The sequence below is a fragment of the Candidatus Pseudothioglobus singularis PS1 genome (assembly GCF_001281385.1).
Taxonomy (GTDB): domain Bacteria; phylum Pseudomonadota; class Gammaproteobacteria; order PS1; family Pseudothioglobaceae; genus Pseudothioglobus; species Pseudothioglobus singularis.
This window is the reverse complement of sequence record NZ_CP006911.1, coordinates 787,626-801,304: the sequence shown is the minus strand read 5'-3', so window position 1 is coordinate 801,304 and position 13,679 is coordinate 787,626. Positions and strand designations below refer to the sequence as shown.

The 13,679-nt window shown below is 38.4% G+C and carries 11 protein-coding genes; 3 read left to right on the top strand and 8 right to left on the bottom strand.

Features of this window, described 5'->3' with window-relative positions; genetic code table 11:
* Positions 1–240 precede the first annotated feature (240 nt).
* A complete protein-coding gene (locus tag W908_RS04080; RefSeq protein WP_020025405.1) occupies positions 241–663 on the top strand; it encodes a GlcG/HbpS family heme-binding protein in 423 nt (140 codons plus the stop codon).
* Positions 664–673: 10 nt separating this feature from the next.
* Here W908_RS04080 and W908_RS04075 read toward each other — a convergent pair whose 3' ends face one another.
* The 4 genes from W908_RS04075 to W908_RS04060 all read right to left on the bottom strand — a co-directional run bounded on the left by W908_RS04075 (position 674) and on the right by W908_RS04060 (position 5,601).
* Complete coding sequence (locus tag W908_RS04075; RefSeq protein WP_053820036.1) at positions 674–1,225, bottom strand: DUF924 family protein; 552 nt, start codon at positions 1,223–1,225, stop codon at positions 674–676.
* Between the two features lie 64 nt (positions 1,226–1,289).
* Positions 1,290–3,062, bottom strand: a complete 1,773-nt coding sequence (gene xsc / locus W908_RS04070; protein WP_082345010.1) for a sulfoacetaldehyde acetyltransferase — start codon at positions 3,060–3,062, stop codon at positions 1,290–1,292.
* Between the two features lie 24 nt (positions 3,063–3,086).
* Complete coding sequence (ald, locus tag W908_RS04065) at positions 3,087–4,205, bottom strand: alanine dehydrogenase (protein WP_020025402.1); 1,119 nt, start codon at positions 4,203–4,205, stop codon at positions 3,087–3,089.
* Positions 4,206–4,239: 34 nt separating this feature from the next.
* Positions 4,240–5,601 (bottom strand): aminotransferase family protein, encoded by a 1,362-nt coding sequence (locus tag W908_RS04060; RefSeq protein ID WP_053820035.1) that lies wholly within the window; start codon positions 5,599–5,601, stop codon positions 4,240–4,242.
* A 115-nt stretch (positions 5,602–5,716) separates the two neighbouring features.
* Between W908_RS04060 and pdxR the strand changes: the two genes are divergently transcribed.
* Together pdxR and W908_RS04050 are read left to right on the top strand one after the other, a co-directional pair.
* Positions 5,717–7,201: a MocR-like pyridoxine biosynthesis transcription factor PdxR gene (gene pdxR, locus W908_RS04055; protein ID WP_053820034.1), complete on the top strand. Its 1,485-nt coding sequence runs from the start codon at positions 5,717–5,719 to the stop codon at positions 7,199–7,201.
* Positions 7,202–7,206: 5 nt separating this feature from the next.
* Positions 7,207–7,962, top strand: a complete 756-nt coding sequence (locus tag W908_RS04050; protein ID WP_053820033.1) for a sulfite exporter TauE/SafE family protein — start codon at positions 7,207–7,209, stop codon at positions 7,960–7,962.
* Positions 7,963–7,965: 3 nt separating this feature from the next.
* On the opposite strand, the gene W908_RS04045 is transcribed toward W908_RS04050, so the two are convergent.
* The 4 genes from W908_RS04045 to W908_RS04030 all read right to left on the bottom strand — a co-directional run bounded on the left by W908_RS04045 (position 7,966) and on the right by W908_RS04030 (position 13,655).
* The gene (locus W908_RS04045) at positions 7,966–10,434 is read right to left on the bottom strand and encodes a GcvT family protein (protein ID WP_053820032.1); all 2,469 of its coding nucleotides are present in this window, start codon (positions 10,432–10,434) and stop codon (positions 7,966–7,968) included.
* A 39-nt stretch (positions 10,435–10,473) separates the two neighbouring features.
* A complete protein-coding gene (locus W908_RS04040; RefSeq protein ID WP_053820031.1) occupies positions 10,474–11,742 on the bottom strand; it encodes an ABC transporter permease in 1,269 nt (422 codons plus the stop codon).
* Positions 11,742–12,545 (bottom strand): ABC transporter ATP-binding protein, encoded by an 804-nt coding sequence (locus tag W908_RS04035; protein WP_020025396.1) that lies wholly within the window; start codon positions 12,543–12,545, stop codon positions 11,742–11,744. Before W908_RS04035 ends, W908_RS04040 begins: the two co-directional genes overlap by 1 nt.
* 114 nt (positions 12,546–12,659) lie before the next feature.
* Positions 12,660–13,655: a taurine ABC transporter substrate-binding protein gene (locus W908_RS04030; protein ID WP_053820030.1), complete on the bottom strand. Its 996-nt coding sequence runs from the start codon at positions 13,653–13,655 to the stop codon at positions 12,660–12,662.
* Between the last annotated feature and the right edge of the window lie 24 nt (positions 13,656–13,679).

Below are 13,679 nucleotides of genomic sequence, written 5' to 3'. Positions count from 1 at the left end.
AAACAGGTAGCTCTTATCACCAATGGAACGCTACCTTAAAAGTAAATATAAAACCGCAATAGATGTGTCAGTTGATTTGACCTAAATCACCTTTGACAATTACTAAATCTACTCATTGAAAATGTAGCTATATTATTAAGAAAGTGATCAATATAAAGGGGTGATTATGTGTCATATTATCTATGAGCAAGTTAAACAGAGGTTGCAGCGAAATAAAGTAGCTGCTCTGCGAGTTATATTATGAAACAAGTACTAAAACTTACACTTGAAGACACAAAGAAAATGATGGACGGTGCGATTAATAAAGCAATTGAACTAGGTATAGACATGGATATCGCTATTGTGGACGATGGTGGCCACCTCATGTTATTTACAAGAATGGATAATGCAAAAATTACAAGCATTAATGTTTCTATCGATAAGGCATTTACTGCAGCGGCAGCTAGAAAGGCGACCTTAGATTATGGTAAATCTGTTATTAATCATGGGCCAGCATTTGGCATTCAAACCTCACATCAAGGTCGTTTTTGTGTAGTTGGTGGTGGCCTGCCTCTTTTTGTTGATGGTCAGATTGTTGGTGGGATTGGTTGCAGTTCTGGCAGCTCTGACCAAGATATAGTGGTTTCTCAAGCAGGGATTGACGCAATACTTTCTGTTAAATAAATACTAAGTCCTAACCTTTAAATGCGTTATCAGAGAGAAGATAGTCAAGCTCCTCCATGGTACTCATGCGCCCTAAAATTTCATTTCTATGTGGGAAGCGACCAAATTTTTTAACGAGATCTCTGTGATGCTTTGAAAACTCAAGGTTAAAGTTGTACTTATCAAACAAATAAACTTGTAAATTTTGATGATCAATATTTTCACTATGCATCAATGGCATAAACAGAAATAATAGCTTTTCATCATTGAGCTCCTCATCAAACCCATTATTGATTGCATTTAAAGCTACTTCAACTGCCATACTCTCTGTTTGAAAGCCTTTTGGATCTGATCTGAACATGTTTAGAGGTAGCTGATCCAAAATTACTATAAGAGCAACAGAGCCATCAGCTGTTTCTCTCCACTGACTATATTCTCCTTCCGCTGCTTTTTCCCAAACGCTTTCAAAACGTACTTTGATTTCGTTGTCTACTTGGGGGGTTGAAGCAAACCAGAATTGTTTGCTTTTTTCTGAAAACCAATAATCTAAAACATCAGATGGTGTTATCGAATTTTCATTCATTGTAAAAAAATTTATTCCCTCAGAGCGCAATAATATACCACTCTGAGGGATTGATAGTTAAGACTTATCGATGAGGAGATTTTTCACCAAAATCTTTATACTTGTCAAGGAATCTAACTGGCTTGCTTAATGCGTCTTTTCTGAACGGATCTCCAAGCTCCCTTGAGCACATAATTTCAATTATTGTTGTCTTTCTTTCATTCATTTGCATATCTATCGCTTTTTTAAGAGCTGGACCTACATCTTCAAGTTTATCAACTCGTATTCCTTCAGCACCCATTGATTCTGCAATATTAACAAAGTGCTGATCAGTAAGCTCAGCAGCAATAAAACGTCTGTCATAAAAATCTACTTGATTTTTCTTTTCAGCGCCCCAATGACGATTATGAAAAACAACTGCAGTCACTGGAATGTCATGACGCACACAAGTCATAGTTTCAACCATGCTCATTGCCCAAGCACCATCACCTGCATAAGAAACAGCGGGCCTGTGTTGAGCGGCTGCTTTGGCTCCAATAATTGTTGGAAAGGCATAACCACAGTTTCCAAAACTCATCGCTGCAAAAAAACTACGTGGCTTTTCAAATCTAAGGTAGCTGTTTGCTACAGAATTGATATTTCCAATATCAGTAGAGACCATGACATCCTCAGGCATAGCTTTTTCAAGTTCGCGTAGGACTTGTCTTGGATGAAGCCATCCTTCTTCTTTGTTAGCAATCATATCCATACTATAAGAGTCAGTTTCATGAATCCACTCATCAAGCTCGAGCTCCCAAGCTGATTTTTCCTCAGCAATTGTTGAGGCTCTTTCAGACTTAGTTGAATCACAGCTCAACGTTTCTAATTTTAGTTTTTGACATAGAACTTCAGCTACAGCTTTTGCATCACCACAGATACCAACATTGATAGGTTTTACTAAACCTAACATTTTGTGATCAGCATCAATTTGAATAATTTGAGCATCTTTAGGCCAATAATCCATCCCGTGCTGAGGTAGCGTACCAAAAGGACCAAGGCGAGTCCCTAGAGCAATAACCACGTCTGCTTTTGAGATTAACTTCATAGCTGCTTTTGAGCCTTGATAACCTAGTGGACCACACCATAAATCGTGACTCGCGGGGAAAGAATCATTGTGAAGATAACTATTAACGACCGGTGCACCAAGACGTTCTGCTAATGCAGCACATTCCTGAACGCCATCCGCCATAACAACACCACCACCTGAAACAATAACTGGAAACTTAGCCTTTGCAATTAAAGCAACAGCTTCGTTTAAAGTATCCTCGCCTCCAGATCCTCTATCAATTCTTCTTGGAGTAGGAATTGTAAACTCACCATCTGCATAAAAGTAATCTCTTGGAATGTTTAGCTGAGTAGGAGCCATTTCGCTCATAGCTCTATCAAAGCAACGACCCGTAAATTCAGCCATCCTCATCGGATTAACAACATGACCTTGGTACTTAGTAAACTCTTGGAACATAGGAAGCTGATTAGCTTCTTGAAAGCCTCCAAGGCCCATACCCATAGTTCCAGCTTCAGGAGTCACAATAACAACAGGACTATGAGCCCAGTAAGCAGCAGCAATAGCTGTTACGCAGTTGGAGATACCAGGACCATTCTGACCAATCACTACACCATGTCTACCACTAACTCTTGAGTACCCATCTGCCATATGCGCAGCGCCTTGTTCATGAACTACTGGAATAAATCTGATACCTGCTGGTTCAAAAATATCCATTGCATCCATAAAAGCTGAGCCCATGATGCCGAAGATATCAGTTACATCATTAGCGACCATTGTTTCAACGAAAGCCTCACTTGAGGTCATCTTTGCCATTTCTTTCTCTCCTATTTATATTATTTATTTATTGAGCATATCAAGCGCTGGGACATAATCATATCCCAAATCTTGAGCCACCTCAAGACAGGTTACTTGTCCGCTGTGGACATTCAATCCTGCTCTCAAATGTTCATCATCTAATAAAGCTTGCTTAACACCTTTATTTGCAATACTCAGCCCAAACGGCAATGTTACATTGTTCAGGGCATAAGTAGATGTCTTTGGAACGCCTCCAGGCATATTTGCCACACAATAATGAACCACATCATCAATAATATAAGTTGGCTCAGCATGTGTTGTTGCTTTCGAAGTTTCAAAGCAACCACCTTGGTCAATTGCAACATCAACAATCACAGATCCAGGCTTCATTGCCTTAATCATCTCTTTAGAAACTAATTTTGGTGCCTCAGCACCTGGGATTAAAACACCACCAATAACCAGGTCTGCCTGAAGCACATACTCTTCAACTGAGCTTTTTGTAGAGAAGACAGTATTTGTGCTTCTTCCAAACTGCTGCCAATGCTGCTCCAGAGTATCAGGATTGTTGTCCAGTACCCAAACATCAGCTCCCATTCCAACAGCCATATGGGCTGCGTGTGCACCAACAACACCACCACCTAGTATCACAACATTAAGTGGATCAACCCCTGGAACACCACCAAGTAGTGCACCCATGCCACCATTTGGATGCTCTAAAAAGTGGGCGCCAGCTTGGACTGCCATTCTTCCAGCAACCTTTGACATCGGCGCTAATAATGGAAGGCCCCCTCTTGGAGATGTGACTGTTTCATAGGCTATACAAATTGCACCACTTTCTACCAAACCCTTAGTTTGCTCTGGATCTGGAGCAAGATGAAGATAAGTGTATAGAATTTGACCTTCTCTAAGCATTGCAATTTCTTCTGCTTGTGGCTCTTTTACCTTTACAATCATTTCCGCTTTATCAAAAACTTCCTTCGCAGTAGATATGATTTCAGCCCCAGTATCTAAATATTCATCATCGCTTGCACCAATTCCAACACCTGCATTGGTTTGAACTAAAACTTTGTGGCCATGATTAATAAACTCCTTAACACTTCTAGGCGTTAATCCTACTCTGTACTCATGGTTTTTAATTTCTTTTGGAACACCAATAATCATAGTAATTCTCCTATAAATTTATTTATAAAGTTATTTATGTATTTGCTGAAATTGCATTATCAACAGCATTTACAATTAGATCAATTTCATTTTTAGAACATATGAAAGAAGGGCTAAAAAGCAGTACATTGTTATTAAATTCAAAACTACGATTGGTTCTTCCAATCATTACTTTATTTTTTAAACAATGCCCCGCAATAGCCATTGCAACGCTTTCATGAACTGGCTCTTTAGTTTGCCTATCTTTGACTAGCTCAACACCACAAAACAATCCTTTTCCTCTAACATCTCCAATAATTTCATACTTATCTTGAAGAGCGTTCAACTTATCCTTAAGATAGTTACCCATGTTTGTTACGTTTTCAAGGAGATTTTCTTTTTTGATAATATTCACCACCTCAAGCGCTGCTGCTGGACCAGCAGTACAGCCACCGAAAGTAGAAATATCTCTAAAGTAACTATCCGGATTAGTATGATCTTGCTTAAATCTTTGAAAAATTTCCTCAGATGTAATAGTTACAGATATTGCAGCATAACCCGCCGCCAAACCTTTTGCAGTTGTGACAATGTCAGGCTGCACATCAAAGTGCTGATAACCAAACCATTTTCCCGTTCTACCAAGTCCGCAAACTACCTCATCAATGTGAAGCAAAACGTCATATTTTTTACAGATCGACTGAATAATTGGGAAATACTCTGGAACTGGAGGAATCACGCCGCCACCAGCAGTAATAGGCTCAAGCACAACTGAACCAACAGTATCAGGGTCTTCTTTCAAAATAATATCTTCAAGAACTGTTGCACATTCAATATTGCATTCCCCATACTTTTTACCAAACGGACAACGATAGCAACAACAATTAGGCATTTCTACAAAACCTGGCGCAAAAGGCCCATACTGTTTCTTTCTTTGAATTTGAGCCGATGAACTCATAGCCCCAATAGTGGTGCCATGATAGTCACGATCACGAAAAATAATTTTATGTTTTTTTCCATCATTATCAAAATGTGCTAACTGACGGACCATTTTGTAACCCTTTTCATTCGCCTCAGAGCCTGAGTTTGAATAATAAACACGATTCATTCCAGGCATAAGAGATGTTATTTCTTGAGCATAATGAGACGCTGGCTCATTTCCAAAGGCACCAGCAAAGTATGGTATTTTTGAAAGTTGATCCGAGACTGTCTTAACCATGTCATCTCTTCCATAGCCGAGGTTAACGGTCCAAACACCTCCAGAGGTGGCGTCTAGATATTCATCACCCTTAGAATCTGTTATGATCATACCTTTTGCTTCAGTCATCACTAAAGGATCGTTCTCTTCAAAAGCTTTATGTTGGGTTAAATGGTGCCAGACGTGATCTTTAGCATTATCTACAACTGTAGTATTTGACATACTCCCTCCTCGTTCAAATTCAGTGCATTTTTCAAGAAACGAATTGTAAAATATAACTGGTCCTGATTTAATATATATATAGAACCAGGAAACTTACAATTAATAGGCCAGAATAATGGATGAAATGTGGAACCAGTTTTTTTCTCTTAGGCATGACAAGCCTCGGACCCTTCAACTTCAAATTCGCCAGCAGTTGATTGATGCAATTACAAATGGTTTAATTGGTCCAAATGAACCCCTCCCATCATCCAGAAATCTAGCAAGTGCTCTTAAAGTTGCTAGAAATACAGTCATTGCTGCCTACAAAGAGTTAGAGTTTGATGGCTATATTACTCCTCAAGAAAGGAGAGGGTATTATGTAAATGAGCAGTTTTATGAGAGCTACAATTCAAATGACAGCGAACAGTCAAGTAATGTTGAATCACCTATATGGCATGATAAGTTAATCACAAAAAAACCATCGACCCAAACAAATATTCATAATCCAGAGAACTGGCAAAATCTGCCCTATTCATTTACTATTGGTCAAATTGATAAAAGCCTAATTCCTTACTATGAATGGAGAGAAGTAGTCAGGCATTCATCGACACTTCCTGAAATTCAAAAATGGAATATAGATCATGTCGATAATGATGACCCCTCTTTAATTAAACAGATTCAATCTAAGGTACTTCCAAAGAGAGGTATTTGGGCAAATAAAGATCAAATTCTAATTACATCAGGAAGTCAGAATGCGATATATATAATCGCCAGCTTACTTACCAAGCAAGGCACTGTTGTGGGTATGGAAAACCCAGGATATCCAGATGTCAGAAATATATTTAGCTCAAAAACTGACAATATTTTCCCAATTAGTATTGATAAGGATGGAATTGTCATCAAAGATATCGACCCTAAAACTGATATTATTTTTACCACTCCAAGTCATCAATATCCAACCGGTGTCACTATGAGCATGGACAGACGAAATGAACTTCTATCAATTGCCAAAGAAAATCAAATGGTTATTATTGAGGATGATTATGAAGCTGAAATTAACTTTCAAAAAAAACCTCATCCTTCATTAAAAAGTCTTGATAAAGATAATAATGTCATCTATGTTGGCAGCTTCTCTAAAGCATTTGCGCCAGGCCTAAGGCTTGGATATATGGTAGCACCAGAGAGCTTCATAAAAGAGGCTAAAGCTCTAAGGCGTCTCATGATAAGACACATACCTGCAAATAATCAAAGGTCTGTTGCTCTATTTATTGGATTAGGTCATTACCATAATATGTTTACCAAAATACAAAAAACAAATAAAGAACGATGGGGGCTAATTAATGAAAAAATTCATCAAGAGCCACTATTGTCTTGTGCACCAACTCTTGGAGGCTCAACTTTTTGGGTTGAAATTCCTGAATCAGTTGATAGCGATATACTTTGCAAGAGACTATTAAAAAAAGGTGTTTCAGTAAGATCTGGAAATACACTATTTAATGAGAAAAACCCTCCTTCAAACTTTTTACACCTTGGGTATTCCGCTATAGATACAAACAAGATAAACAAGGGTATGGATATTATCATCAAAGAAATTAAATCTTTGATTCCTAAATCTCACTAAATTTAATGGAAGATTTCTTTAACTTTGTTCCTGATAATTATTTTTTAATTGTTATAGTTGTTGTTCTTTCTGGTTTTTTAAGAGGGTTCATTGGTTTTGGATCAGGGTTGCTAATGATCCCAATTCTATCCTATTTCTACTCACCAGTCTTTGCGATGGTTTTCAATATTGTCATCGAAATCCCTGCAACTATATACTTGACTTTTATTGGTGTTAAAAAATCTAATCTAAAGGAGATAACTCCTATGATGATAACCATGATGTTAAGTATCCCTTTTGGAATGATTTTTTTAGTTTCAGTAGACGAACAAATCATAAAAACCTTGATGTCTTCCTTCTTAATATTATTCGTTATTCTGATTGGCAGTGGTTGGCGAATCAAATCTTCAATAACTAGTCATGTTCTCACCTTAGGAGGTTTTATCAGTGGATTAATGCAAGGATCAACAGGGATGGGAGGTCCACCATATGTAACTGTTCTATTATCTAAGAATGACAGTGATGAGGTTACACGTGCAAATATTTTGGTTATAACCTCTGGTCTAGTAATAAGCGCTATTATTAGTCTTTACTTTTTTGGCCTATTTACAAAAAATATTCTCTTGACAGGCGCAATAACTGCCCCAATCTATGTCTTTTCTACATATTTAGGCACAAGGTTTTTTAATGTTTCTGGGAATAAATACTATAGAAACTCCTCTTTGATAGCACTTGGAATCGTTGGAGTAGCAACATTAATAGGCGTATTTATACAAAACTAACTATTAGATTCTAATTTTCTCATTTAGTGGATCATACATTGGCTTCAGAGAAACCTTACACTTCTCAATAACACCCTCTACCTCGATGGAGTAATCAGCGCTCAAGATATCCTCTTGGCTTTCATTAGGTTTACAGGGTATATAACCAAGACCGACAGCACTTCCCAGAGTATGGCTATATGTTCCGCTAGTTAAATGACCGACAATTTCCCCATTTTTTAGGATAGGCTCATTATGGTAAAGCATTAGATCTGAATTATTTAATAAAAATTGCATGACTCGCATATCATACCCAGCAGTTTTTTTTGATTGAACTGAGTCGTAGCCAATAAAATTTCCATATTTAGAAGGTTTTTTATCAAGCTTTACTGCAAATCCAAGGCCTGCATTAATGACATGGTCTTCATCAGTAATATCATGGCCAAAATGTCTATACGCTTTTTCAATTCTACAGCTATCAACCGTATGCATTCCAATCTGCCTGAGAGAGAACTCTATGCCTTTTTCATCTATTAACTCAGCAACATAGCTTGAAAATTCAATTGGAAAGTATAGCTCCCATCCTAATTCACCTACATAAGTAATTCTATGTGCTCTTACATTTGCCATACCTATCTCAATATTTCGAACATTTGCAAATGGGAAACTTTCGTTACTCATATCAGCATCTGTAAGGGATTGGAGTAAATCTCTCGAATTTGGCCCCATAATTGCAATACACCCCTCCGAACTTGTTGAATCAAACAATGAGCAGTTAGCGTCTTTCGGCATATTTTTTTGAAGCCAATGCATATCTCTATTAAGGCACACTGTTCCGCTCACTATAAGGTAATCATCAGATTCTAATCGGGTTACAGTTACATCCGCTTCAATACCGCCTTTGTCATTTAGCCACTGTGTGTAAACCATTTTACCTGGCTCAACATTAACATCATTCGCACAGACAAGCTGAAGGAAATCCATCGCGTCTGAACCCTTAACCCTAATTTTGGCGTATGAAGACATTTCATACATACCAACCGTTTCTCTAATAGCTAGTTGCTCAAGCTTGTGAAATTCAAACCAATTTTGCCTGCCCCAAGAATATTCATACTTTGGCTCAACTTTTCCAATCATTTCTTTAGGAACAAACCAATTAGGCCTCTCCCAACCTGCAACCTCTCCAAAACAAGCACCTCGTTCTTTAAAGAAATCATAAAGAGGTGTTTTTCTTAGTCCTCTTGCAGTCTCGTACTGGTGGTATGGAAAATGATTTTCATAAAGGTAACCCAGAGTCTCAGTTACTCTGTTGGCTAAATAAGTTTTATTGCTTTGAAAGGATTGATTTCTTCTGATATCAACATCCCATAAGTCACAAGGAGGCTCTTTTGCAATAATCCACTCTGCAAGATACTTTCCAGCTCCACCAGCAGCCTGAATACCTATTGAGTTAAATCCTGCTGCTACATAAAAGTTGCCTAACTCTGGAGACTCTCCAATTTGGAAATTATCATCTGGAGTAAAGCTTTCAGGTCCATTAAAAAGAGTTTCAATGCCAAGGCTTTCCATTACTGGAACCCTATTCATTGCTAACTCAAGATAAGGCATACAGTGATCTAAATCATCCTGAATTTGATCAAAACAAAAATCATCAGGGATTCCATTTTGAGCCCAAGGTTTTGCATTAGGCTCAAATAAACCAACCAGAATTTTTCCAGCATCTTCTTTGTAGTATGCTGACTCATCAGGGACTCTTACTACAGGCATATCTCCTAACCCTGGAACTGCTGAAGTTAGAAAATAAAAGTGCTCACATGCATGAAGTGGAACTGAAACACCAGCCATTTTTCCAACTTCTCTAGCCCACATTCCGCCGCAATTAACAACGACTTCAGATTGAATTTCCCCAAACTCGGTTTGAACACCAGTTGCTTTTCCATTCTCTTTAAGAATTCCAGTAACTTTTACATCCTCAAAAATTTTAACGCCTTTATTTTTTGCACCTTTGGCTAAAGCCATTGCAACATTTGCTGGATCAGCTTTTCCATCTTTTGGAATCCACGCACCACCAACTACATCATCAAGATTAAAGAAATTGACTTTATCTCTTAACTCATCAGTCGTTAAAATTTGAACATCTACACCATGCACTTTTGCAAGCGAGGCATTTCGCTTATATTCAGTAAGCCTTTCTTGATTAGTAGCGAGGCTCACAGAGCCAGTCCGTCTGTAGCCAGTTGCCATACCAGTTTCAGCCTCTAAAGTTTCATAAAGATTGCCTGAATACTTAACCATTTGAGTTAAATTGAGAGAAGAACGCATTTGACCAACAAGTCCCGCCGCATGCCACGTGGTACCAGAGGTCAATTTTTTACGTTCTAGAAGCACAACATCTGTATAGCCAAGTTTAGCGAGGTGATAGGCCACTGAACATCCAACAACTCCTCCTCCGATAATGACAGCTTGTGCTTGTTTGGGTAATATTTGCGACATTATTTATTCCAGTAAAAAAAAGTAAGAAATTATAAAAAGCTATTTACCTTTCCATGGGACAAGATAATTTTCTGAAATACGCATTAATATGTCAATTGCATATCCAATTACGCCAATGAGTACAATTCCCATAATAACTAGATCAGTCATCTGAAACTTAGAGGCATTAATAATCATCATGCCAGCACCCTTTTGAGCGGCAACAAGCTCTGCCGCAACAACAGTTCCCCAGCAGACACCCATAGACACTCGGGCGCCAGTAAATATCTCTGGCAAACTATTTGGAACAATAACTAATCTCATAATCTGCCACTTAGAGGCGCCTAAGGAGTATGCGGCATGTATTTTAGAAATTTTTACACCAGATACGCCTGCTCTAGCAGAAATTGTCATTATCCAAAGCGAAGCAAGGAATAGCAAAATAATCTTTCCTTGTTCACCAATTCCAAACCAGATGATGACCAATGGAATTAAAGCTAATGGAGGCACTGGTCTCATAAATTCAACTATCGGATCAAACCAACCACGAAACCATCCAGAAAGTCCCATTGCGTAACCTAAAGGAATTCCAACAATAGCTCCAGCCACAAAGCCAACAACAACCCTAAGCAAGGACCAACCTAGATGCTCAAAAAGTGTGAAGTTTTTAAAACCTTCATTATAAACTTTTAACAATCTTGAGCCGACAGCTTCTGGAGCAGGAAGCCAAACAGGCTGCATCTGCCATCCTTGTTCAGGTTTTACACTCAAGGTGCCCTTTGCAGTCATATAGATTCGGGCATTGTCAATAAAAAGCTCAGTACTTGGTGATATCTCTTGGCCATTAATAGCAATCACTTTGTAACCTTTTTCTTTGCCGCCAACATCATTTTTTTGGACTTTTACTAAACCACTTCTGTAAGTAATAATCTGGGCAGTATCGTTTAGAGCAAAACCTGAGCCAGGATCAACTTCTAGCTTATCTGGAATATCTCCAGACTGAACATCATAAACTGTAACTGTAACTTCAGCATCATCAGTTTGTCCTAATGCATTTATTGCAGTGTACTCAAACGAAAGTTCACCAATAAATGGCCCAGGAACATGAACTGGAATATATTTAGAGCCAGTAAACGCAGCCCAAATTGCAAAAATTGCAATAACTGAAATAATAGATGCAGCTCTATTGGGTGATACTGCACTTTCGTCACCAAATGTAACAGTCTTTAAACTTGTAAAATCATCTTTTACAGCTCTCATTGAACTGACTATCTTTACTAAGTAAAAAGCAGCTATGAAAATTAAAATATAAATAATTAAAATAGTCATTAGTTTTCGTCCGCCCTGCCCATAATTTCTTCTTCCATCTCCCAAATAATAGAGAGGATCTCATCTCGAGTTTCAGAATAGCCTTCAGATTTTTTAACCTCTCTCAAGTCCATATTGACTCCCATTTCAGCAAACGGCAACTTGTATTCTTTATGTATTCTTCCTGGTCTTGGAGCAAGAACCAAAAGTCTTTCGCCCAAAAGGACAGCCTCTTCAACTGAGTGAGTAATTAATAAAATTGTTTTTCCTGTTTCCTTCCAAAGTTTTAAAACCAAACCCTGCATTTTTTCTCTTGTTAGTGCGTCAAGAGCGCCTAAGGGTTCATCCATTAAAATGACATCAGGATCATTTGCGAGACATCTCGCCAAAGCGACTCTTTGTTGCATACCGCCCGATAACTCATAAACAGCTTTATCTTCAAAATCAGCTAATCCAACAATTTCTAAAAGGCGCTTAACCTTTTCATCTTGTTCTGCTTTTGGAGTTCCTTTCATACGAGGACCAAAAGCAACATTAGCACGAACATCCATCCACTCAAACAAAGCGCCCTGTTGAAAAACCATTCCACGCTCGGCTCCTGGACCTTGAACAGTTTGCCCATTAAGAACGACTTTTCCTTCCGTCGGCGCAAGAAAACCAGCAACGATATTTAATAATGTTGTTTTTCCACAACCTGAGGGACCAAGAACAGTAATAATTTGTCCTGCTTCAATGTCCAAAGATACGTCTTTGAGTGCTTGCACTGAAGAACCATTCTTCAAATCAAACCGCATCGATATATTTTCAATTGATAAACCTTTCAAAGTTAGCTCCGAATTCTTTAAATCATTAAAAAGGTGGCACACTAAAAGTGCGCCACCTTTTGTATAACTAATACATCATTAATAGACTTTAATTAAGCCTAATAACAAAGTACTTTATTGTTCTGCCAATCCTTCTAAACCATCAGTATTAATAGCATTAGCATATGAACCACGAGCACTTGGGATGTTTCCGCTACTAACGAATACATCTGCTACACCTTTAAGGAAAGCCGCACCTGAACCACCAAGCCAGTTATCACCAAGTTGGTTAGCAACTGAAGGGAATACAAAAGTAGCCATTGTTTCTGCTGTAGCATCTTCGTCCATACCAGCATCCTTAGCAATATGAGGTAGCATCAATGAAGTAAAACCTCCTGAGTTCCACATCGCGTTAGACGCTGCAGTAACACCTAAGAATGTTTGAAGAACTTCTGCATTTTCATCAGCAAATCCTGCTGGTACAGATGTAACGTCCCAAACTAAAATACCTAGTGCAGTTTTTTCAGCACCAGTTAGAAGTACATTACCATGATCTAGAGCACGACGAAGTGAACCACCCCATCCGCAAAACATATCAATACTTCCTTGAGCTAAAGCAGCCGCACCCTCTGGTGGAGCCATATCAACTACTTGCATCGAATCGACTGAAACACCAAAATGCTCCATTTGCTTTAAGAAACCATAGTGAGCAGCTGTTCCAATTGGAACTGACACTTTTTTACCAGCCAATTCTGAAGCATTGCTTGCATCAATTTCTAAACCTGAAGCTACAACACAGTTGTCGTTGTCTGCATAACTTACTGCCACATCAACGATTTGAATGTCTTGGCCAGTTGAAGCTGCCACGATAAACGGAGGAACACCTTGACTCACAGAGATATGAATATCACCAGAAGCCATTGCAGCCGACATTGCTGTACCTGTTCCAAAAGCCTTCCAGTTAACTTTCATTCCTAATGCTTCATCATATGCACCAATTTGCTTTGCATACTCAAAAGGCATTGGCCACTCTTCAAAATAAGCAACATTTAACTCATCTAGAGCCATTACATTGACTGTAGCCATAGCACTGACAATTGTTGCTCCAAGTTTTTTATAAATACTTTTCATTATTTCTCCTAAATTAATATTAAC